Genomic DNA, 23,570 nt, shown 5'->3' on the forward strand with positions numbered 1-23,570 from the left:
TTGTCACTATTTTATGACAATCGCCCTTTATAATCATCGTATCCGAACTGTTTAATAACTTCTATCGTACCATCTTTTCTTTTAATTGCCAATGATGGCAAAGCTATTCCGTTGAAAGTTGTATTTTTCACAAAAGTATAGTGTATTTGATCTTCAAAAATTATTTTATCACCAATCTTTAACGGTTCATCAAAAGAGTAATCCCCCATAATATCACCTGCAAGACAAGTATTTCCACCCATTCTATATGTGTAAGGCTTTTCACCCGCTTCACCGCTGCCTCTTACATCTGCACGATAAGGCATCGCTAAAGTGTCCGGCATATGAGCCTCGGCTGACGTATCTAAAATAGCTACATCCATACCGTTGTGAAATGTATCTAAGACTGTTGAAACAAGATATCCAGTTTGCCAACCGACAGCTTCACCTGGTTCTAGATAAACATCAATATTGTTATATTTTTTCTTAAATTCTTTGATTAACCAAATAAGTTTTTCAACATCATAATCTTTTCTAGTAATATGATGTCCTCCTCCGAAGTTTACATACTTTAAATTTTTAAAATATTTTCCAAACTTTTCCTCAAAAGAGAGTAAAACCTCTTCAAGTGCATCAGCATCTTGCTCACATAAGGCATGGAAATTCAGCCCGTCAAGGTGTTCAAGTATACTCTCATCAAAGTTTGCAAGTGTTGTTCCAAGGCGTGAATAAAGACCGCAAGGGTTATATATATCCACCGGAGAGGATGAAACTTCAGGATTAAGACGTAAAGAGATTTCGATATTCGGATTTATCTCTTTGACTTTTAAAACAAATCTTTTTAATTGATTTGGAGAATTAAACACTATGTGATCAGAGATTTGTGCAATCTCTTCAATATCTTCATCTTTAAAAGCTGGTGAGTATGTATGCACTTCTGCTTTTTCGTTGTGTCTGCAAAACTCTTCACGAGCCAGTTTTGCTTCGTGTAAACCGCTTGCAGTACACCCTTGTAAATATTTTGCAACAAGGTCAAAAGTAGACCACATAGCAAAACCTTTAAGTGCTAAAATAATTTTTGCACCGCTTTCTTCTTGTACATACTCAAGTAGTTTTAGATTTTTCTCTAATAACTCCTCTTCACATACATATGCCGGTGTAGGTATATCTCTCAACTTAGATCCCTTTCTAATCTTCAATACTTAAACTTAGATATTCTGTCTGTAATCTATGTGCCGTATGTTCAAAGTATCTATGGTCATACCCCATCTCTTCAACAAGCTTCACACTTTTTGAAATAGAGTCTTCGGTTAAAACCTCTTTGACATTAATGGCTGTGCGGACTATGTTAAGGGCCTTAATAAATTCACAAATTTTTTTATCATTTTGAGAGCACTCTTGCTCATTAAGTCCTTCTAAAATTTTAATATATAGTCCATCCAGATTCCAGTGCTCAAACAACTTTGCCGAGATGTAGTAACTTGTTACTCCTAAAAGTTCCCGTTCATACTCATCTGAATTGTCACACTCATTAAAGCCTTCACGGAACTCACTTGTATACTCACTCTCTATAACCTCATGTGCTAAGATGAGTTTTCCACCCTCCATAATAAGAGCCAGCGATGATAAAAAGCCTGCTTCTTGAATATCAATTTGAGAAAACCACTGTAACATTAATGCACTTTGCAAGTGACACAGTTCATTAAACTGCTCATTCGTAAGGTTGTAAACACTCATATCAGCTTTTACATTGTTTAACAAAGCGTAGTGGATCACTAAAACTATAATCTTTCTTGCCCCTAGCAGTGTAATTGCCAAAGTAATAGATGAAATTTTATTTTTAAATCCGTAATACGGAGAGTTGATCATCTTTAAAATATTTGCCGTTAACATAGCATCTGACTCTATCGCCTTAGACAACTTTACTATATCGATATCTCTGGTATTACTGTTATAAACAGCTTCTATCTCATCGGCTATCGAAGAAAGTGAAGGGAGAGTTTCAATCTTTTGTGCTATGTCGGCAAAAGTCATAACTTACACTTCCAGCTCTTTAACTTTCCAAGGAAGTCCTTGTTTGTTCATCTCTTCCATAAACGGATCGGGATCAAGCTGTTCCATATTAAACACACCTGTACCACTCCAAATCTCTTCTAACATCAATTTTGCACCAATCATTGCAGGAACTCCGGTTGTATATGAAACTCCCTGAGAAAGTACCTCTTTATAGCACTCTTCGTGATCTTTTACTTGGTAGATATAGATTTTTTTCTTCACACCGTCTTTGAGCCCTTCAGCAACAATACCGATGTTTGTTTTCCCTTTAGTTCTAGGACCAAGAGATGCTGGATCTGGCAGCAATGTTTTTAAGAACTCGATCGGAATAATTTTTTGCCCTTGGTGTTCAACAGGCTCAATCCCTAGCATACCAACATTTTGAAGCACTTCCATATGTTTTAAATAACTTTGTCCAAATGTCATAAAGAAACGGATACGTTTTAAACCTTTAATATTTTGTACAAGCGATTCCATCTCTTCATGGTAAAGAAGATAAGAGTCTTTCGGCCCTACTTCAGGATAATCCCAAACTTGCATAATCTCCATAGGCTCAGTTTCTATCCACTCACCGTTTTCCCAGTAACGCCCTTTAGCACTTACTTCACGAAGGTTAATCTCTGGGTTGAAGTTTGTAGCAAACGGATATCCGTGATCACCTGCATTACAATCTAAAATGTCAATGTAGTGGATCTCGTCAAAATAATGCTTTTGCGCATATGCACAAAATACGTTTGTAGCGCCAGGATCAAAGCCACTTCCAAGCAGTCCCATAATTCCGGCTTCTTTAAATTTATCATCTCTAGCCCACTGCTCTTTATACTCAAACTTAGCTTCATCAGGATGTTCATAGTTTGCAGTATCTAAATACGGTGTATTTGTAGCTATACATGCATCCATAATAGTTAAATCTTGATACGGTAATGCCACGTTAATAACAATATCGGCACCAACTTGTTTTATAAACTCAATAAGCTCATTAGTATTATCAGCATCAATACTTGCTGTCTCAATAGTTACATTTTTGATTTCTAAAGCGATCTCATCACACTTAGATTTTGTACGGCTTGCAAGGATGATTTTTCCAAATACATCAGCATTCATTGCACATTTATGCGCAACAACTCTTCCTACTCCACCGGCACCAATAATCAATGTTGTATTCATTGCAGTGTTCTCCTATATTTTGTACTGATATTTTAGCACATGAAATATTAAGTTTAGACCATCTTAAATGCGATCAGCAGGACAAAAATCCAAATCATGCCCGTCACAATTAAACTGAGCAGAACAAGTGTAGCCCCGACATCTTTTGCTTTTTTTGCCATGATGTGATAGTCAAGTGTTACAAGATCTACAACTCTCTCGATCGCAGAGTTTGCTACCTCTGAAGCAACCGGTATAAATAAAGAGATAAATAAAATAGCCGAATATGTAAAATCTATCGGCAATACCCATGCGATTATCCCCATACTAAAAAGCATTAAAAGCTGCCACTTAAATGATGTTTCATGTTTTACGATATCTACAAACCCTTCAAGTGCATATTTACCGTTTCTAAAAAGATTATGTTTCGGTTTATTTAATTCCATATTCATCCTTCATCTGTTTTATTCTCTTTTCTAATTCATTTGCTTTTATATTTTTAGAAAGAGGTGTTCCAAACACCACTTTCACAGTACGTCTTGAAAAAAAACCATTGTGTTGGTTTGGTGTTTTATTTTTTGCAAATTTGCTGCCAAACATACCATCTATGAAAAAAGGAACGACATAACCATCATAGCCACCGTCTATCAGCTCAAACCCTTTTTGAAAAGTTGTTATATCGGTGTTTTTTGCTATGGCACCTTCAGGAAAAACAGCCACTATTCTTCCACGCTTTAACCTTCGAGAAGCTTCTTTAAATGCATCTTTAAATGCACGAGAAGAAAGAGGTATCACCTCCCCTTTTTTGAGTACCGGTTGTAACCACTTGATCGAATAGATATCTTTATCCATCATATAGTTTATTTTTCGTCTGATCGGTAACTGTAAAAGAGCCCAATCAACCCAGCTAACATGATTTCCAAGAAGTAAGACACCTTTTTCGTCTTGTATATTTTCCAGCCCTTCATACTCCAGTTTATATCTAAGCGATAAAAGTATTCCTACAAAATTCCAAAATATCTCAACCAAATACTCTGAAAATATCGTATAGATAAGATAAACTCCTACAACGCCCATCACATAGAACAACAGCTCCCCATTCATCCCAAAATATGCAAAAAAAGTTGTCAACACTAAAAAAGAGAACATAAAAATATTTTGAACAAAATTACTTGCTGCTAAGATAACCCCTAGATGTACATTGGAAGAGAGGTATTGAATACGAGCGTTTAACGGTACAAGTAAAAAAGCGGCAAAAATACCAAAAGCTGTAAACATAAAGGCAATAATTCCCATAGAGTGTACAAAAGGTACTAAAAATACGATCACCGTAATAAAAAATGCACCAATTCCTGTTAAACCTAAGTTAATATGGTACTTTGAGAATTTTGCCGCTATGATCGAGCCAAGCACAATGCCGATTCCCGCTAAAGCCATTACACCCTGTACATAGATCGTGTTTGTAATTCCAAGCTCTGTTTTTGCATACTCTCCAAATACCGCTAAAACAACTTGTGAAATCGACCAAAAAAGGCTTAATGATATGATCGCATGTAGAATCTCTTTTTTTCTTGTGATCGCTTTGATATTTTTCTTAAGGTATATACCTTTTAAATATCTTTTAAACGCAAACTTCCTACTGCTTGCCTGTGTCTGTGTATTTGGCAGTTTAAAGGTTAAAAACCATTCTATCGTCATACCAAGTACCAAAAACCACCCTAAAGGTGCGATCGCACGTAAGATCTCCTCTTTCGTTTTCAGATCATCTGAGTAAAGAGATTCAAAAAAGATAGTATATGTGATGATTCCACTTAAAATGGCAACGGTTGTAGTTGCTTGAACGGCAGCATTTCCACTGCTTATGAACTTTACCCCAACCAACTCTTTAATATATCCGTATTTTGCCGGAGAATAAATAGCACTCTGAAGAGCCAATAAAAATGTCATAGCAAATGCAAACAAAAACCAGCCCTGATAATAGGCGTATGTAATTAGCAGAGTAAGGATCACTCCAAAAAGTGCCGAATACTGCATAACTTTACTTTTTGCAAATCGATCAGCTAAAAATCCCGACGGAGAAAAAACTAAAATAAAAGGAAATAAGATCAATGCATTTACAATTGCCGTAAGCATGATCTGTGTTGAGCCGTCATAGATTTTAAAAATTGTATTTTGAACTATGATCTTATGTCCAAGATCGGTAAAAGCATTGAGAAAAACTACAAAAATATAGTTAATCATCCCCGTAATAGCGAATATTTTCTCTTTTTTATTCATTAATCTTCTAATAAATCATTCGCAAGAGTAGTACTCCACCCTTCATAATGACCGTAATCTTTTTGTAAACTTTCATAAATAGTTTCTACAACTTCATCCACAACTTCAGGTAAGAGTTGGTGTGTTTTGACAAGTGCGACACCGTTTTCAAAATCCTCAGAATCGATATCATCTTTATACTCAAAACCCTCAAGCGATAAATTTTTCACGTAACGCTCTCTTTGCGTTGGAGTATCAAAATAAACATAATGTTCTACAGGACGTGCAATAGTAAGATCATCATCTTCATCTATTAACATCTCTAAAACATCTCTGCTTTGAATATGGTGAGATTCAAGTTCCGTCGGATACAGATTATGATTGTAAAAATCCCATTTGCTGTCTCTTACAACATTTGCTTCGTAAGGGTATTCTAGTGAACTTAGGATCGATGAAACTTTATTGCTTAAAGATTTAGAATCTTTTGAATAAAAATAAAGTTCCGTCCAACCATCAACTACCCTGCTTCCTACATATTTTGCCGCATCATCATGCTAAATACTCATGATAATAGATGCTTTTGTATCTAAAAACTCTTCATACTCCTCTTGTGCTTTATCTTCTAAGTCAAACTTGATAAACACACTAAAAAGCCACGAATATTTCTGAGAGTACGCAAATGCATTTAAATTCACTTCCGTGTATATTTTTTGTCCGTCTTCTTGTTTATAATATTGTTGTGTCATATCTTTCCATTTTGATGATTAAACTCCGGCACTATCTCTTTTAATTTTGCCAATTGTTCTTTTGTAGTTATCAATTCATTAATATCATCTGTTAATTTTTCAATATTATACTCTGTTTTGCCCGCAACCGTAATAGATTCGTACTCTGTTTTTGTATCACTATCGTTAATTAAGAGCTCTTCATAAAGTTTTTCGCCAGGTCTAAGTCCGGAAAACTCAATTTTAATATCTTCCCTACCACTGAGTTCAATCATCTTTTTAGCTAGATCAACAATTTTAATAGGTTCACCCATATCAAGTATAAAGATCTCTCCACCTTTACCGATACTTGCAGCCTGTAAAACCAATTCACATGCTTCTGGGATAAGCATAAAATATCTCGTAATATCAGGATGTGTTACGGTAATAGGACCACCTTTTTCTATTTGTGATTTAAACTTCGGAATAACACTTCCACTACTTCCAAGTACATTTCCAAAGCGAACTGCGACTATTTCTGTAGAATTACTTTTACAGTTCTGGGCATAAAGTTCACAAATACGTTTTGTAGTCCCCATCACATTCGCTGGACGAACTGCCTTATCTGTAGATATAAGAACAAACTTCTTAACATTATGCTTGATCGCACAATCGATCGAATTTTTTGTCCCAATAATATTATTTATAATTGCTTCACGGACATTCTCTTCAACCAAAGGCACATGCTTATATGCGGCTGCATGGATTACTATATCGGGCTTATAGTGTTCAAATGTTTTATCAAGTAATTCTTTGTCCACAACAGACTGCATAACAATTTCTGGATTATAGCTTGAGAGCTCTTCAGCAATTTGATAGAGATTAAACTCACTATGATCTAGCAGTATTAACTTACTAGCTCCATAAGAGCTACATTGTCTACTTATCTCACTTCCAATACTACCGCCGGCACCGGTAATAAGAACTTTTTTATTTTTAATAAAAGCCTCAATAGCACCTTTGTCTAAATCTTTTGGATGGCGTGCTAAAAGATCTTCAACAGAGATATCTTTTAATTGTTGAGAGAGTGATTGACTGTTTAATATTTCATCTAAAGAGGGTAAAATTTTTACCGAATGAAAAGAGTGGTGAAAACGATTATAAATTTTTTGCATTACATCTTTTGGAGCACTTGGCATTGCAACAATTAACAAGTCATATTTTTTAGCAGGTAGTTTAGCCTCCAACTCTTTAGGTGAAAGAATTTGGATTCCATCTATACTTCTTCCCTGTACCACCTCATCATCATCACAGAAATAAGTAACTTTATATTTAGTATTACGAAACTCTTCTTCTATTTTAATACCGGCTTTTCCTGCACCGTAGATAACTAATGTTTTTGTTTTAGCTACATGACTTCTATTGACTATATAATAATAAACATACATTAAGAAGCTTATAGTAACTAAATACGTCATCGCTTCACTTAACATAAATGCTATACGAATCTCTCCGTAAAAAATAGGCATATATATAACAAGTGGTACTAATACTACAATACTTTTTAGTAAAAACGTCTTCTGGGTTGCTTTAGACCAAGAGAGAGAATAGTCTTTATATACAAAAAATGAAGCGATTATTCTCAAAATAATAACAATACTAATAATTTGCCAGTTAATTGTTTGATGGAATATAAAAAAAGTCCATACAAAAGTAATAATTGTAAATGTTATAATAATTAGAACATTGAGAATTCTTTTATCTAAAATCATATTAATCCAAACTATCAATTATCGTTTTACATATCATCTCTACATCATCTCTTGTCATTGTTGTACTACTAGCTAAACATAAACCCTGAGAGAACAATTTTTCACTTGTACCATCTACTATACATTTTGCATCCTCAAATAGTTTTTGTATATGCATAGGTTTCCATAATGGTCTGCTTTCTACATTTATTTTATCCAATGCCTGCATCACCTTATTATAATCACTTTTACTAAATGTTAATGCAGTGAGCCACCTATTTCCTCTACTATTTGAGAGTTCAGGCATAAATATTATTTCATCTATATTCGATAGATACTCTTCATACCAGCCAAAGATCTCTCTTTTTTTAGCTACACGTTCTTCAATAACTTCCATCTGAGCAACGCCTATAGCTGCTAAAACATTACTCATACGATAATTGTAACCGTACTCTTCATGTTCATAGTGAATAAAGTCCTCTTTTGCTTGTGTAGAATAAAACTTTGCTTTTTCTATCCATTTGGCATTGTTACTGACTAACATACCACCACCTGATGTAGTCAAAATTTTATTACCGTTAAAACTATAAATTCCAAAATCTCCAAAAGTACCCGTATGTTTTCCGTTATACGTTGCACCTAAACTCTCAGCTGCATCTTCTATAAGGTACACACCATGTAAATTACAGATATCAGCTATCTTTTCTATATCGGCACACATCCCGTATAAGTGTGTTACGATTAAAGCTTTAGGTTTTTTCTCACATGTACATAAATATTTATTTAACAACTTTGGTGATAAATTCCAACTATCATTATCACTATCTATAAATATAGGATTTGCTCTTTGATACAAAATAGCATTCACTGAACCGATAAATGTAAATGTAGATGCTAAAACATCATCCCCTTCTTTAATTCCAAGAACTCTTAAGGCTAAATGTATAGCAGCTGTTCCACTGACAACTGCAAGTGCATTTTTCACTCCAGTATAATTTTTTATACTCTCTTCAAACTTATTTACATACTCACCAAGTGGAGCGATGTAGTTACTTTCAAAAACTTTTTCAATATATTTTAGTTCATTGCCACTCATATGCGGCGCACTTAAAAAAATTCTCTTATTTTTCATCAATATTTCTCACCACTTTTGCAGGTACTCCAAATGCTATTACATTATCAGGAATATCGCTGTTTACTAAACTATGTGCACCTATAATCGAATTCTCACCAACAGTTACACCCGGTAAAATAGTTGAATGACTTCCTATTTTAGAGTTTTTCTTTAAAAGAACTTTACCCTGCTTATTATCTATAGTTGAGATTGAGTAGAGTGAACAATGCGATCCTATCTGTACCTCATCTTCGATCACTACACCATATTTTGCATTGATATAACTAAATGCACCTATATCTGTTTTATAGCCTAATGTAAGTCCATCTTTATTTTGAACAACCCAATTATATTTTGTAGGTTTACCCTCTTCAATTTCAGGAAACTTCCAGTTATCAAATCGATTTTCCATATTATACACTTCCCTTAAACTTTTCCATCGTTACATGTGATGATGAACTGATATCGCTTCTTTTTAGAACTTTTAAAAATGTCATCCACAATATTTTCATATCTAACCAAAAAGATTGATGCTCTACATACCATACATCATACTCAAATTTTTGCTCCCATGATATAGCATTTCTACCGTTTACTTGTGCCCATCCCGTAATGCCTGGCTTCACATCATGCCGTTTTTTTTGTTGTTCATTATAAAGGTCTAGATATTCTATAAGAAGTGGCCTAGGTCCAACAAAACTCATCTCACCTTTTAAAACGTTCAAAAGTTGAGGCAATTCATCCAAGCTAGTAGTTCTTATAAATTTTCCTAAACCTACCAATCTTTGTTTATCTGGTAATAAGTCTCCATTTTGATCTTTTTCATTTGTCATTGTACGAAACTTATATATACTAAATATCTTTTCTTTATATCCGGGTCTTTTTTGTCTAAATAATATAGGTCGTCCCATATTTAGCCAAATAAGCAGGCTTATAACGATGTAAAGAGGTGAAAAAAGTATGATCAAAATAAAAGCCAATAAAAAATCAAATAAACGTTTCATAATACTCCATATATTGTTCTACTATTTTTCTAACATCAAACTCATTCTGAGCTTTCTGCAATGCTTTTTTCCCCATCTCTACTCTTAAGTCTTTATCTTTAAACAATATCTCTATTTTCTCGGCTAGTATATTTGAATTTCTAACTGGTACCAAAAATCCATTCATACCATCTTCTACAACATCTTTACATCCAAAAGTATTTGTCGTTACCAGAGGCTTTGACATAGAGCTTGCTTCCATTAATGTAGCCGGTAACCCTTCTCTGTAGCTTGGTAAAACATAGATGTCACTTATAGCCGTTATATCAACAATATCATCTCTATGTCCTAACCATTTTACAACTCCATTTTGCAAGAACTCAGTACTTGCGCAAGAATGATTACCCTCATCTGTTCCGCCAACTAACAAAAACTCGATATCACTATATTTAGCTTTTAAGCTATTTGCTGCTTCATAATACTCTTTTATACCTTTATCCCAAATAGCTCTTGCCACCATTAACACAACTGTTTTGTTTTCTAAACTTAGCTTTTTGCGAATATCTAGAAGTATAGCTTGAGAATAGTTATCCATAGAAAATTTTTGTGTGTCGATCCCTACACTTTTAATGATCTTGACTTTCTCTTTTTTTATTATATGTTTTTTTAGCATATAATCCGGATCACTTGTGTTAACAAATACACAACCATCAGATAATTTAAAAGCTTTTTTGTAAAGTCTCTCCATAATATTTCTGACTATAATATTTTTCATACTATTATTAATATAAAAAGACCCGAGCCCTTCTACTAAATTTAGTACGATTGGTATACCGGCTTTTTTAGCTGCGAAAGTACCATATATATTTGGTTTTGCAGTAAAAGTATGTAAAACATCTATTTTTAAATTTTTTATAGCATGATAAATATTATCAATCGACTTTTTTTCAGAAAACGGGTTGAGCCCTTTCCTATCGATTGCATAGTTTATTACTTCACAACCTATATCTTTTAAAGCTTTATTTTTATCCCCTTTTGGACATATAGCATATACTTTATGACCTTTTTTCAAAAGCTCTTTCATAATAGGTGTTCTAAAGAGATAAAGGTTCAAGTCCAAGTGTGAAAGGAAAGCAAATCGTTTTTTCATTTTAGTTTTTTCCTAAAAAGTTCTTTACAACTCTTCTAATCAGTTTCATTGTAATAAAAATGATTAAGAATACATAGTTCAGGCTTTTCAAGTTTCCTTGTTTCCAAAACTTTTTTAAACTAAAAAGTTCCCCTTTATACATACCAAACATATTGCCGGATAACCCTGAATCACCATATGCTCTTTTATGTAGTCTGACCAGTTTTGGCTCTACAATTAAATATAAATCTGTTATTAATGAGGCCCGTAGCCATAAATCGTTATCTTCTGAATACTTCATATGTGTATCAAAGCCACCTAAATTCAAAAACAGTTCTTTTTTTATAACTACTCCGGGTGTTGAAAATTGTGTCTTTATTAATAATTCTTGAAAAGTAAATCTCTTAAGAACTATATTTGAGTTTTCATTATAATTAAATTCACTATATTGATATGTAGAACCTAAAAAATTCAAATTATTTTCTTTTATTAGCTTCATTTGAATACTAAGCTTGTCTTTATGCCATGTATCGTCACTATCTAAGAATGCTATATAATCACCTACAGCATTAGATACACCTAAATTTCTTGCTTTTGAAGGCCCCCTATTTTCTTGATATATATACTTATAGTTTAAATCATAAATCTCAAAAAAATCTTCTATAAGCTTTTTAGTACGATCGGTACTTCCGTCATCAATAATTACAACTTCATAATTTTTATACGATTGAGATGCTACAGAGAGCAGTGTTCTTGTAATAGTTTTTTCAGAATTAAAGCACGGAATAACTATTGAAATCATGATTTTATTTTCCAAATAAAATCCTAATCAAATTAATAAGTTTAATAGTAACAGGTACCTGTTTTAAACATCGAAACTTCTCTACAGTTTTATCTTTAAAAATAGTTTTGATCATAAAATATGAAAACTGTTCAAGTTCAAAATCATTTAACAAGTTCATCTTGTTCTTATATTTTTCAAAAACTCTATCTAACTGCTCATAGTTCATTCTTATATAATGTTTAGATAAAGCTAATGCATGCTTATAGTTTATACTTTGTTTTGATAAAGAATCATCTAAGTGTCTATACTTGAATAAAAACTCATCTGCATTTGAAATATTTGCATTATTTTCTGCAAACCTAATCCACAAAGCGTAATCCTCAGCTTTATTGAAAATCGTTTCTCCATAAAATAATTTATGTAAAATTAAAAATTCTTTTTTTATCATTACAGAACCATGTGCAAATGGAACTGAACGTGATAAGACCATGTTATTAAAATCACTTTTACAAGATACAACACGTGCAGACAAATATTTACATTGTTTATCTACAATAAAAAAATGGCATCCACAAATATCTAACTTCTCTGTTTCCATAAGTTGAATCTGTTTTTCAAATCTTTGTGGCAAACTTATATCATCTGCATCCATCCTAGCAAGATATTTTCCTTTTGCTTTTTTAATACCTTCGTTAAGACTCTCAACAAGTCCTTTATTTTCTCTGCTTATTAATACTATTCTCTCATCTTGATTTTTATATTTTTCTATAATCTCCAAGCTTTTATCTGTTGAACCATCATTAATTACGATAAATTCAAAATCTCTATATGTTTGACTAAGAATACTTTGAATTGCTTCATCAAGATATTTTTCGGCATTATATACAGGCATTATTACCGATATAGTAAATTGAGTCATTTTTTTATTGCCTTATAGATTTTCTTAGTTAGTTCATACAATCTTATGTCTGTCAAAAACTTTATCAAGATAGCTTTAATTTTTATCTTACCATAATACAGACTTTGTTTCCACTTATTAATAAAGGTTTTAAACCCTTTATTCTCCATTAGAACTTCCATCATCTTGCAATCACTTTTATCTTGTTCCTCAGCCCGGTTTTTTTTCATTTTATAAAGCTGAGTGAACGATATAAATTTCAAATCATTAAAATAAAAATAGTTTTTAGGATTATAGATCAACTCTAACTTTTTGTTATTGTAATACTCCAGTTCATCATTGTTATATTTTAATTCTTTTTTATCATCTACAAAGTAGTCTATATCTCCTGATTCTCTTAATCCATAAACAGATAAAATAACACTATTGTTTAATACTATATTCTCTACGTTAAGTTTATTTTGCACCATAAAATCTTTAAACTTAGTAAGATTTGTATGGGTATCTAGATATTTATTTGGCTTGGCATTGTTTAAGAAATGGATACTGTTGTTATTAAAAACCATATTTACTACTCTTATAGCTTCCTCTTTAGTATCTGTAATATGTATAGAGTGTTTTCCGACATTGAAAACATCCCGTATTTTATCTTTTATCCTTAAAACTTCATCCAAACTATCAGCTTGAAAAGCTATTACCCTAACTGGTTCAAAACTTTTAAAACACTCTAACAATTTACCTTGTGAGCCTTTAAAGTCGTTTTCTACACTTCCTAGCCACTTTTCACCGTAATATATCTGAGAAAGTAAATTATGCGCACCATTAGGCGTGAGTTTTATCTCTTTTCTATAGACTATATTTGGTATTATTTCCTCGATCTCTTTGTCGTAACCTTGCGCGGTAGGCCATACAAAAGCTACATGTATATTATCTGCATACTCTACAAATTTTGTCGCTGCTATATCTAGCGCCTCATCCGGTACATTTCGACTATAAAAAAATTTGTAGTCATATATATGATCAGCCGTATTTATATTGACACACTTTAGCTTCTTATTAAGATAAATAGCACTAGCAACTCTATGGGCGCCATTTGCTATAGAACCATTTTTAGACAGTGGTATAACTGTTTTACTACTATCAAATCCATTACACTTAATATCTTCAAAGATGTTATGAAAATCTTCTATAAATCTATCTAAACTATTTTTATCTGCATTGCCAGGTTCTGTAAATTTACCGAGACTAAAAGCCCTAATATGTTCCGTATAGATCTCTTTAGCAAATTTTACATCTCTATCAATCATTTCAAGATACAAAACTTTAAAAGCCAAATCGAATCTTGTATTCGTTAAAAGGTTTTTAGCATCTATATCTTTAAGTTCATATTTATCTTGAACTAAATCTTTGTCAAAATGAGATTCCAATAACCTCTTTAATTCAAACTTATTGACTTTCATCTAACAATCTTTTTTACAATACTTTTCAACCACTGAGGCATAATTTTAAGTATCCAGTTTGGAGTATAATTCATAATGCTTATGAAATTAGGCGTTTTGTAAGTGTACCCTTCTCGAATGTTTTGATCTAGTAAAGCAAAAAAAAGTTTATTTTTTGGTACATTAATATCTAAAGGAACACTAAAATTGTAATGGTTGTTTTTCATAAAACAGTTAAGTAAATTGGCTATATACTGTTCATTCTCTATAGAATTTATGTCGTAATCCTTAATATTTAAAGATTTTGCCAAACTATAAAATCTTGTTTTATATACTTCCTTTACTTCATATTTTTGTATTTTTGAATGATAGATTAAACTATAAAAATAATCTTCATCACCCATTCTAGGGACTCCGTCTGATGTATACTTTTTATTTTCCAACATTCTATATTGCCATAGTTTATCATAGTACCCATCTCCTAAAAACCTAATATCAAAATGCACAACTTTTATTATCAATAATAGTCTCATATGAAGCTATTCCCCATGATCTTTTTTTTAACTTCATTGTTTTTGTAAAATGTTCTAAGTCTTCACACAAAACATCTACATCCTTATCATTTCCAAAAAAGTCATTAGGTAAATACTCAAAATTTCTTAATACAAGCCAATTACATTTGTTATTTGCAACCTCTATAAACTCTTGAAAACTTTGCCAATAGTTGTAAATATTTTGATCAGTATGCATTAAATTCTCTTTTGATAGATTTTTTCTATTTCATCCATGAACTTTATTGTTCTTTGCTTATATGTATGCTCAGTTCTTGCTTTTTCTCAACAGATAATGTTCTTATGTTTTCTCTCTCTTTGTCATTATTTAAATAGTACTTTATTAAGAGTGCAGCTTCATCCACACTACTGTAGCAAACTATATTTTTGCCAATGTCAAAATAGTCTTCCAAACTTGGTACATATTCTGTTATTTCAAATCCACCACGCACTGGTATTTCAAATATTCTCGCTTTTGTTTGACTTATATTTTTAGAACCCGATCGAATTAAAGACTTAAAAAAACTCAATATATTTTTAGGATGATGCAGTAGATATCTTATATCATAACTTATACTATTAGATATATTCAAGTTTATTTTACTTTTAAGCATAATGTCATTCATTTGTTCATAAGTGATTCTACCATTTAACCATCCACTACCAAAACACTCCACTATTATGCCTTTTTTCTTCAGTTCATCTACAAACCATTTTCTAAATAGATTTGCTCCACCAATAAAACTAACATCATATTTATATTCTATATTTTCAAAATCATTAAAATTCTCAAATGAAGCATGCTGGCTTCTAATAACATTATTTTGTCCTATTGCTTTATATTTTTCAATACTAAATTTATCTGTAGTTATACAAACATCAAAATAAGGGGCATATTTACTGGTAAAAGTTTCAAATCTCCATTGATCGTCTCCAAACCAATTTACTAAAAAAAACTCTTTTTTTAAAGTTTGAAGTGTTTCAAATTGTACTTCAAATTTAAAAATTTTAAAAAATATCATATCTGGATTATAATCATGTGCTTTGTTTAATATTGCTTCTTGTAATTTTTCATTTGTTTCATAATCATCTAACCATATATTTTCAACTTCGTATCCAATCTCTTTTAACATATCAGAATGAGCTTTTTTATTCAAAGCCTCTCCGAGCTCTTTTTTACCATAGCTATATTTAAGACCAATAAAAAGTATTTTTTTAATCATTTAAGTTTTTCCTCAAATAACACCGATGAAATTTTTTGAGCAAAACCTTTCCCTTGAAACTGAAAAGACTTCTCACTATTTAAGTATTTCTCTATATTTTCTAAATATCGCATATATTCTTCATTACTCATATTTTTTATAAATTTATAAAGTTCTTCATATGATGTGAAATCTCTAAAATCGATAAAACACTCTTTTGGTACATAATCCAAAATATTATTAGCACCCCAGTATACAGGTACACATCCAGCAAAAAAACTATCAAATATTTTTTCAGTGATATATCCTGGTATATCTTTTGCATTTTCATAACAGATAGAGAACCTATACTTTTCCATAGTCTCTTTTTTATTATCTACGGTGCCTTTATATGATCGATAAGACTGTCCTGTGATTTTTGCAAAAAGCTCTGGAAAGTATGGTATACGATTAAAAGCTCTTATAAAAATAGGTCCACTAAATCTATACTTATCCCAGCCTATACCATAGAGATCAAAATCGTTCGGATGATTTTTCTCAAACCATCTTATAGCTTCTACTCTTTTACTATATAATTCAAGCGGATGACTTACTTTTTTATTTCCGGCAATCAATGTACACAATTTTTCTTTTTTTGATAAGTTCTTATTGATATTTTTTGGAAATAGATGAGAGAAATTTAATTTAAAATACTTTATATCATCAACTAATTCATCATGCCAAGTAAATATCTTACTAAAATATTTATGTTTATCTTTTATATAGTTGTCAGATCGAATTATCTCGCTTTCTCTTAAAACTAAATATGAATTTTTGACCTTATCATTGTCAGGCAACCTATTTGGCATATCAAAGTAAAATATTAATTCTGAATCTTCTATACTATTTATATCATTTGTAGATAAATCAAAGTTATATTTCCGTAGTTCTTTTCTTAATTCAATATATTTATTAAAGATATTATCTCTATTTTGCTCATTATCTTTATCAAAAATTACATTTTTTTGCTGATAACTGGGAACAACAATACAAGCTTTTTTCATCTAATCTTTCCTAAAATTCTTTTTTGTGCTACAAGATATATTAAAAATAAAAAGTATACCCCACTCGTAGTCATCATCAAAATATTTTGCAAAAAAGTGTGACTGTTTTGTATAAATATATTTAGCAATAGTGGCGATGCTAAAATCAATGACTTTATAATATTTGTAAAATCTATCTTTATATCAAGCAGTTTTTTCATATTTCTATATAATAATAAAAATATCACTCCATTTGCTATCGCAATAAAAAAGGGGATCATCCAAAGTTTTTCAGACATATCAAAAAAATAAAGTGATCCAATAGTAAAAATAAATCCTATACTGTAAGGTAATATTGTAGTATTTGTTTTAACCTCTGATTGAGACACCATATACACGAGATTCGTCATAACTCTAAAAAATTCTATTATCGCTCCAAACATAGCATAAATATATGCTTCGTAAAATTTCTCTGCGACTAATAGATTTGTAAGATAAGGTGATAAAAGTATCACAAAAACTGCCAAAATAATATAAATAGGTATCATATAGCTTACAAGTTCATTCCATGCTTTTGACCTATTCTCTTTAGTGGCATGAGTTATTTGTCTTAGGTATATTGGATTGTAAAATTGAGTTGCAAGACTTTCAACTGCACTAAATATCGCTCCAGAAACAGCAAGACCAACAGCTATAAAAGCAAGTACTTCGAGAGAATACTTCGCTTCTATTATAAATCTATATGATTGGTTCTGTCCCCATTGTAAGAATAGAGTTAGAGTTACAGGTATGATAAAGATAGCTATCTTTTTTATATACTTTTTTTGAAAAGCATATTTTACTCTTTGAAGTGAAAAACTATTGTTTTTTACCACAAACTTATATAAACCTATAGAAAAAATAAATTGAGCTATAGCTAAACCATAGAGCCAGCCCATACCAGACTTATCAATGAAATTTACAATAATAAGAGATAGTACTAAACCTAGTACTAATGTAGAAACCATATTGATAGTAAATTTAACTCTATCTCCTAAACTATTTACTGCACCAATAAGAACTCCATGTGTTCCTGCTACAAGGGCTATAAATATGAATAACAAAAAGGTACTTAAATTATAATATTTACCATAACCAAATATTTGATACACTCCAAAAGCAATAAAAAGTGAAAATACTATAGCACTAACTCTTAAAAATAAAAGTACATTTGTGGCATTGAGTAAATTTTTGCTATGCTCCCAAGCAATTAAATGTCTTCCATAGTATTGACCCAATGGATTTAAAAAAGCAAAATTAAAAAGTGTAAGGATAGTAAGAAGTAAATAATAATTACCCACTTCTTCTTCACTAAGCAGTGTTGTCAATATTTTGATAGAGATTAATGCAATAATAACTTGTAAAACTTTCCCTATACCTAAAATAATCAGGTCTTTTTTAAATGAGCTTATAATAATACCTCTGACAAATATCTAATTTCTTCTTCCAAACCAACCTGATGATTTCCTACAAATAATCCATTTTGATGAAGATAATCTGCATTTTTTAATTCATTGTGAATTGTATAGTCAAAATACTTCATAACTTCATTACGCGTAAAGTTTCCTGTAACTATTGGTCTACAGTCGATATTATTTTCTTGCAGCTTTTTAACAATATCTTCTCTCTTTAGCTTTGATTCCGGTTTAATAATTAATGAAAATCCAAACCATGAACTACTATCTATATCTTTTTGAATCATAATGTCAGGATGATTTTCAAAAAGCTCTACAAACAACTTCGCATTTTCTCTTCTAGTTTTTAAAAAGTTTGGCAATTTTTTAAGTTGTTCTATTCCTACTGCACCACTCATCTCTACAGGTCTTACATTATAACCGGGAAGTACGAAACGGAATGATTCTTCAAACCAATCATCACTTTTAGTACACACTTTATTTTCTTTTGGAAGATTTCTAGTCCATCCATGAGCTCTCATTGATAAAAGAACATGGTAAAGTTCTTCATCATCTGTTACGACAAAGCCACCTTCCATTGTTGCCATATGATGAGAAAAGAAAGTTGAGAAAGTCCCCATAACACCGAATGTACCGGTTTGTTTTCCTTTATATTCTGCACCCATAGATTCACAGTTATCTTCTAAAATAAAAATATCTTTATCTTCTATAATTCCATAGATTGCATCAAAATCATTCGGATTTCCAAGAAGGTTCACTGTCATAATCATTTTTGTATCATCAGTTATAGCAGATGATAAAGCTTCTAAATCATAGTTTAATGTTTCTAAGTCAATGTCAACAAACTTTAATTTAAGTCCATACTGTTGGAGTGGAAAGTATGTAGTTGACCATGAAACTGCCGGAACTATAACTTCGTCCCCTCTTTTTAACTTTGGATTTTTTGTATAAAAAAGTGAAGCAGTTGCTATTAGATTTGCAGTAGAACCTGAACTGACCATTACAGCATATTTACTTCCCGTAAATTTACAAAAATCCTTTTCAAATTGGGCTACACTCTCACCCATTGTATACATATCTCTATTAATAACAGATTGAATAGCTGCTAATTCTTTTTCATTCCATGTTGAAGATGCTAATGGATAACTATTTACCATTTAATACCTCGTTTATAAAATATTTATATGTTTTCTCTATTCCATCTTGTAAAGATGTTTTATATTTCCAGCCAAATTTTTGTAATTTGGTATCATCTATAAGTTTTTGTTTCATACCGACAGGCTTACTTAAATCGTGAATAAATTTTCCTTCAAATCCAATTACATCTGCAATAGCCTGGTAATATTCGTTAATAGTATAATCATGTCCAAGACCTACATTAATATTTTGTGGCATAGATTCAAAATTTTCAATCGCATAGTATATAAAGTCAGCTAAATCTTGAGCATACATAAACTCACGTCTTGCTTTACCGTCACCCCAAATATCTATTTCATCTAAGTTATTCTGTTTTGCTTCATATATTTTTTTTATAACTGCCGGAAGCATATGGGAATGTTTTGGATCAAATTTATCATATCTACCATAAAGATTACAAGGGATAATCGTTTTATATTGACACTCTTGATGTTCTCTATTTATATATTCGCAAAGTCTTGTTGAAGTTACTTTTGCTATAGCATAACCTTCATTTGTCGGTTCAAGCTCCCCCAGTAAAATCAATTCTTCACTTAAAGGATTTTGAGCGTTTCTTGGATACATACAAGAACTACTCATATTGACAAACTTTTTTATACCGGCTTCGTATGCACCCATAATAATATTTAAACCCATTTGAGTATTCTGGACTAGGAAATCTACAGGGTGTGCCATATTTGCTTGAATACCACCAACTCTTCCTGCACAATGAATTACAATGTCTGGTTGATGTTTAAGTATGTAAGAGTCAACAGAGCTTCTATCTAATAGATTAAGCTCTTTACTTGATGGAGTTAAAAGCATATAGTTTTTTGATTTTTCAAACTCAACTATATTTCTTCCAACCATTCCATTAGCACCTGTTACAAGTATTTTTTTCAAATTACTTCCTTACTCAAAATAATTCATAATTGTGTATCCGCCATCTTTTAAGTATTGGTCTTTTGTCATTAACTTTAAATCTGATTTCATCATATCATTCACTAAATCTTGTAAATTGTATTCTCTATTCCAACCTAATTTTTGTTCCGCTTTTGTAGGATCTCCTAAAAGTAAATCAACTTCAGTAGGTCTAAAATATCTAGGATCTACTACCACTATTTCTTGACCAATAGATAAATGAGTCAAATCTAAACTTAATGCTTTTGTTTTTTCTTCATTAAAACTTTCAATGATACCTTTTTCATCTATACCTTCACCTTCAAACCTTAAGTTAACTCCTGCATATGCAAATGCAAATTTTACGAAGTCACGAACTGCTGTAGTCTGCCCAGTTGCAATTACCCAATCTTCCGGTTCATCAGCTTGCAGAATCATCCACATCATTCTTACATAGTCTTTTGCATGTCCCCAGTCACGTTTAGCATCAAGATTTCCAAGAAAAAGTTTATCTTGAAGTCCTAAAGCTATTTTTGATGCTGCACGAGTAATTTTTCTTGTTACAAATGTTTCACCACGTACCGGTGATTCATGATTAAAGAGAATTCCATTACAAGCAAACATTCCATAAGCTTCACGGTAATTTACTGTAATCCAGTAAGCATACATTTTTGCTACTGCATAAGGAGATCGTGGATAAAATGGTGTTGTTTCGCTTTGAGGAGTTTCTTGAACTTTTCCATAAAGTTCAGAAGTAGATGCTTGATATATTTTTGTTTTTTTCTCAAAACCTAGTAATTTTACTGCTTCAAGGATTCTAAGTGTTCCTGTTCCGTCAGCATTGGCTACATATTCAGGTGTTTCAAATGAAACATGTACATGAGACATTGCTGCAAGATTATAAATCTCATCAGGTTGCGTTTCTTGAATAATACGAGTTAAGTTCATAGAGTCTGTCATATCACCATAATGAAGATGAAGCTTTACATCTTTTTCATGTAGATCTTGGTAAAGATGATCTATACGATCCGTATTAAATAAAGAACTTCTTCTTTTTATACCATGAACAATATAACCCTTTTTAAGTAAAAACTCCGCTAAATATGAACCATCTTGACCTGTAATTCCCGTTATTAATGCTACTTTTTGTTGTGACATATATCTAAATTTCTCCTTTAGTAAAATAATCTTTTACATATTGATGTACTTCATTGCTTTGAAGTAATTCTTCTACACTAAACCATTTATAATTATTGTGCTGTTCTATAGGCAGATTGACAAGTTTTTCTTTCATTTCAAGTAAATATCCATGATTTACATAATGTGTAGAAACACTTTCAAAAATACTATCGTCATAGAAATGTTCAAATACACCAATATATTTTGGTTTCTGACATAATTCAATACCTAATTCATTTTGAGCAATTCTTTTCATTGCATCTTGAAACTTTTCATTTTTTTTTACAATACCACCCATTGTAAAATAATAATTCTGGGCAGGTTTATTCACTCTTTTTCCAAGTAATACTTTATTATGAGATTGCACAATGAAATCTATAGAAACTAAAGGTGTATGTTTAATAATTATTTTAAATTCTCTATCAGGAATCATTTAATCTCTTTTATAATCATCATCTAGACGAACTATATCATCTTCACCTGTATACTCACCGACTTGAGCTTCTATAAGTATTAAAGGAAGTTTTCCATTATTAGAAAGTCTATGAATTTCACCTGCTTTTATATAAGTGCTTTCATTCGGGCGTACTAAAAACGTTTTATCTTCAACCTGAACTGTTGCAGTTCCACTTACAACTATCCAATGCTCATTTCTATGGAAATGTTTTTGTAAAGAGAGTCTTTTTCCCGGTTTTACTAGAATTTTCTTTATTTTATATCCAATAGAATCTTCTAAAATAGTATATGTACCCCATGGACGATAACCTGTAAGGTGTATATTATGAAGTTCAGAATTTTTTCTAACTTCCTCTACAACTTTTTTAACTTTTTGTGAGGAACCTTTTTTACTAATAAGTAATGCATCTCCCGTATCTACAATAATAGTATCTTCAATATCTACTGTCGCTATTTTTCTTTGATCTCCGTGGATTAAATTGTTTTTACTATCAATTGCAACATGATTTTCATTAACAGTGTTGCCGTTTTCATCTTTTGGAAGCTCTTCATATAGAGCATCAAAACTTCCAAGATCTGACCAGTCTATATCTGATGCTATTACTTTTACTTTGTCAGATTTTTCCATAACGGCATAGTCTATAGAATCTTCAGGAATATTTAACATATCTTCATGTTTAATTCTAATCATCCCGTGATTGTTGACATTTTTATATGCCTGCATTGATCCATTATAAATTTCAGGTGAATATTTTTTAAGTTCTTCCAAAAAAACACCAGCCTTAAACATAAACATTCCACTATTCCAATAGTAATTTCCAGCTGCTAAATAATTGGTTGCCGTTTGTTCATCAGGTTTTTCGTGGAAGGCTTTTACATCTTCATTAAGTGCTTCAATATATCCAAAACCTGTTTCAGCAAATGTTGGAGTTATACCAAATGTTACAAGATTATCTTCTTGTGCAAGTTCCTTCGCTCTTGAAATTACTTTTTGATACTCTACTTCATTTTTAATTAAATGGTCTGATGGAGTTACTAAGACTGTCTCATTTGGGTCTAATGCCCAACAAGCCAAAGCAATAGCTGGAGCTGTATTTCTACCTATAGGTTCTAAAAGATATTTATTATTAACTTGTTTTAACTCTTCAAGCTGATCAATTGCAAGGAAATATTGTTCAGCATTTGAGACTATAAATTGAGATTCACATACTTTAGAGTTTCTTTGAACTGTTAATTGAAAAAGGGATTGTTCGTTAAATAACTTTACAAACTGTTTTGGCATAAGTGTACGACTTATCGGCCAAAGTCTTGTACCGTTACCTCCACATAAAATTATGTTAGTCATAAACTGTATCCTTATTGTTTAATGAAATTGATTATATTTTGTTTCAA

General features: G+C 31.5%; 25 protein-coding genes and 1 pseudogene. All 26 read right to left on the reverse strand.

Annotation, left to right across the window (positions count from 1 at the left end; all coding sequences use genetic code 11):
- Window positions 1-11 precede the first annotated feature (11 nt).
- Window positions 12-1,154 carry a carboxynorspermidine decarboxylase gene (gene nspC / locus FJR03_RS06710; protein ID WP_193112763.1) on the reverse strand — a complete coding sequence of 381 codons (1,143 nt, stop codon included), beginning with the start codon at window positions 1,152-1,154 and terminating at the stop codon, window positions 12-14.
- A 13-nt stretch (window positions 1,155-1,167) separates the two neighbouring features.
- Entirely contained in the window at window positions 1,168-2,013 is an 846-nt protein-coding gene (locus FJR03_RS06715) for an HDOD domain-containing protein (RefSeq protein ID WP_193112764.1), read from the reverse strand.
- Between the two features lie 3 nt (window positions 2,014-2,016).
- Window positions 2,017-3,201, reverse strand: coding sequence for a saccharopine dehydrogenase family protein (locus tag FJR03_RS06720; RefSeq protein WP_193112765.1), 1,185 nt, complete (start codon window positions 3,199-3,201; stop codon window positions 2,017-2,019).
- Between the two features lie 53 nt (window positions 3,202-3,254).
- Window positions 3,255-3,626, reverse strand: coding sequence for a diacylglycerol kinase (locus tag FJR03_RS06725; RefSeq protein WP_193112766.1), 372 nt, complete (start codon window positions 3,624-3,626; stop codon window positions 3,255-3,257).
- Window positions 3,613-5,457 carry an MFS transporter gene (locus tag FJR03_RS06730; protein ID WP_226962092.1) on the reverse strand — a complete coding sequence of 615 codons (1,845 nt, stop codon included), beginning with the start codon at window positions 5,455-5,457 and terminating at the stop codon, window positions 3,613-3,615. Before FJR03_RS06730 ends, FJR03_RS06725 begins: the two co-directional genes overlap by 14 nt.
- Window positions 5,457-5,810, reverse strand: a complete 354-nt coding sequence (locus FJR03_RS11645) for a ribonuclease E inhibitor RraB (protein ID WP_347402144.1) — start codon at window positions 5,808-5,810, stop codon at window positions 5,457-5,459. The genes FJR03_RS06730 and FJR03_RS11645 overlap by 1 nt, the downstream gene beginning before the upstream one ends.
- Window positions 5,811-5,816: 6 nt before the next feature.
- Window positions 5,817-5,966, reverse strand: a pseudogene (locus tag FJR03_RS11650) (DUF695 domain-containing protein); the annotation flags it as partial.
- A 24-nt stretch (window positions 5,967-5,990) separates the two neighbouring features.
- The gene (locus FJR03_RS11655) at window positions 5,991-6,182 is read right to left on the reverse strand and encodes a hypothetical protein (protein ID WP_226962093.1); all 192 of its coding nucleotides are present in this window, start codon (window positions 6,180-6,182) and stop codon (window positions 5,991-5,993) included.
- On the reverse strand, window positions 6,179-7,912 hold the full coding sequence (locus tag FJR03_RS06740) for a polysaccharide biosynthesis protein (RefSeq protein WP_193112767.1): 1,734 nt from the start codon (window positions 7,910-7,912) through the stop codon (window positions 6,179-6,181). The genes FJR03_RS11655 and FJR03_RS06740 overlap by 4 nt, the downstream gene beginning before the upstream one ends.
- Before the next feature lies 1 nt (window position 7,913).
- Window positions 7,914-9,023 (reverse strand): UDP-N-acetylbacillosamine transaminase, encoded by a 1,110-nt coding sequence (gene pglE / locus FJR03_RS06745; protein ID WP_193112768.1) that lies wholly within the window; start codon window positions 9,021-9,023, stop codon window positions 7,914-7,916.
- Window positions 9,013-9,417, reverse strand: a complete 405-nt coding sequence (locus tag FJR03_RS06750) for an acyltransferase (protein ID WP_193112769.1) — start codon at window positions 9,415-9,417, stop codon at window positions 9,013-9,015. Before FJR03_RS06750 ends, pglE begins: the two co-directional genes overlap by 11 nt.
- Before the next feature lies 1 nt (window position 9,418).
- Window positions 9,419-10,009, reverse strand: coding sequence for an undecaprenyl phosphate N,N'-diacetylbacillosamine 1-phosphate transferase (pglC, locus tag FJR03_RS06755; protein ID WP_193112770.1), 591 nt, complete (start codon window positions 10,007-10,009; stop codon window positions 9,419-9,421).
- On the reverse strand, window positions 9,993-11,138 hold the full coding sequence (locus FJR03_RS06760; RefSeq protein ID WP_193112771.1) for a glycosyltransferase family 4 protein: 1,146 nt from the start codon (window positions 11,136-11,138) through the stop codon (window positions 9,993-9,995). The genes pglC and FJR03_RS06760 overlap by 17 nt, the downstream gene beginning before the upstream one ends.
- Before the next feature lies 1 nt (window position 11,139).
- Window positions 11,140-11,934 carry a glycosyltransferase family 2 protein gene (locus FJR03_RS06765; protein ID WP_193112772.1) on the reverse strand — a complete coding sequence of 265 codons (795 nt, stop codon included), beginning with the start codon at window positions 11,932-11,934 and terminating at the stop codon, window positions 11,140-11,142.
- Window positions 11,924-12,820 carry a glycosyltransferase family 2 protein gene (locus FJR03_RS06770; RefSeq protein WP_193112773.1) on the reverse strand — a complete coding sequence of 299 codons (897 nt, stop codon included), beginning with the start codon at window positions 12,818-12,820 and terminating at the stop codon, window positions 11,924-11,926. The genes FJR03_RS06765 and FJR03_RS06770 overlap by 11 nt, the downstream gene beginning before the upstream one ends.
- The gene (locus FJR03_RS06775; RefSeq protein ID WP_193112774.1) at window positions 12,817-14,259 is read right to left on the reverse strand and encodes a hypothetical protein; all 1,443 of its coding nucleotides are present in this window, start codon (window positions 14,257-14,259) and stop codon (window positions 12,817-12,819) included. The genes FJR03_RS06770 and FJR03_RS06775 overlap by 4 nt, the downstream gene beginning before the upstream one ends.
- Complete coding sequence (locus FJR03_RS06780) at window positions 14,256-14,744, reverse strand: hypothetical protein (RefSeq protein WP_193112775.1); 489 nt, start codon at window positions 14,742-14,744, stop codon at window positions 14,256-14,258. Before FJR03_RS06780 ends, FJR03_RS06775 begins: the two co-directional genes overlap by 4 nt.
- Entirely contained in the window at window positions 14,734-14,988 is a 255-nt protein-coding gene (locus FJR03_RS06785) for a hypothetical protein (RefSeq protein WP_193112776.1), read from the reverse strand. Before FJR03_RS06785 ends, FJR03_RS06780 begins: the two co-directional genes overlap by 11 nt.
- Before the next feature lie 43 nt (window positions 14,989-15,031).
- Window positions 15,032-16,012 (reverse strand): CgeB family protein, encoded by a 981-nt coding sequence (locus FJR03_RS06790; protein ID WP_226962094.1) that lies wholly within the window; start codon window positions 16,010-16,012, stop codon window positions 15,032-15,034.
- Window positions 16,009-17,034, reverse strand: a complete 1,026-nt coding sequence (locus FJR03_RS06795; RefSeq protein ID WP_193112777.1) for a glycosyltransferase family 10 domain-containing protein — start codon at window positions 17,032-17,034, stop codon at window positions 16,009-16,011. Before FJR03_RS06795 ends, FJR03_RS06790 begins: the two co-directional genes overlap by 4 nt.
- Window positions 17,031-18,380 (reverse strand): MATE family efflux transporter, encoded by a 1,350-nt coding sequence (locus FJR03_RS06800; protein ID WP_193112778.1) that lies wholly within the window; start codon window positions 18,378-18,380, stop codon window positions 17,031-17,033. The genes FJR03_RS06795 and FJR03_RS06800 overlap by 4 nt, the downstream gene beginning before the upstream one ends.
- Before the next feature lie 80 nt (window positions 18,381-18,460).
- Window positions 18,461-19,624 (reverse strand): DegT/DnrJ/EryC1/StrS family aminotransferase, encoded by a 1,164-nt coding sequence (locus FJR03_RS06805; protein WP_193112779.1) that lies wholly within the window; start codon window positions 19,622-19,624, stop codon window positions 18,461-18,463.
- Window positions 19,614-20,546 (reverse strand): GDP-L-fucose synthase family protein, encoded by a 933-nt coding sequence (locus FJR03_RS06810; RefSeq protein ID WP_193112780.1) that lies wholly within the window; start codon window positions 20,544-20,546, stop codon window positions 19,614-19,616. Before FJR03_RS06810 ends, FJR03_RS06805 begins: the two co-directional genes overlap by 11 nt.
- A 9-nt stretch (window positions 20,547-20,555) precedes the next feature.
- Window positions 20,556-21,701 carry a GDP-mannose 4,6-dehydratase gene (gene gmd / locus FJR03_RS06815; protein ID WP_193112781.1) on the reverse strand — a complete coding sequence of 382 codons (1,146 nt, stop codon included), beginning with the start codon at window positions 21,699-21,701 and terminating at the stop codon, window positions 20,556-20,558.
- A 4-nt stretch (window positions 21,702-21,705) separates the two neighbouring features.
- Window positions 21,706-22,155, reverse strand: a complete 450-nt coding sequence (locus tag FJR03_RS06820) for a GDP-mannose mannosyl hydrolase (RefSeq protein ID WP_193112782.1) — start codon at window positions 22,153-22,155, stop codon at window positions 21,706-21,708.
- Window positions 22,156-23,523: a mannose-1-phosphate guanylyltransferase/mannose-6-phosphate isomerase gene (locus tag FJR03_RS06825; protein ID WP_193112783.1), complete on the reverse strand. Its 1,368-nt coding sequence runs from the start codon at window positions 23,521-23,523 to the stop codon at window positions 22,156-22,158.
- Between the last annotated feature and the right edge of the window lie 47 nt (window positions 23,524-23,570).

The sequence above is a fragment of the Sulfurimonas marina genome, from assembly GCF_014905095.1.
GTDB classification, from domain to species: domain Bacteria; phylum Campylobacterota; class Campylobacteria; order Campylobacterales; family Sulfurimonadaceae; genus Sulfurimonas; species Sulfurimonas marina.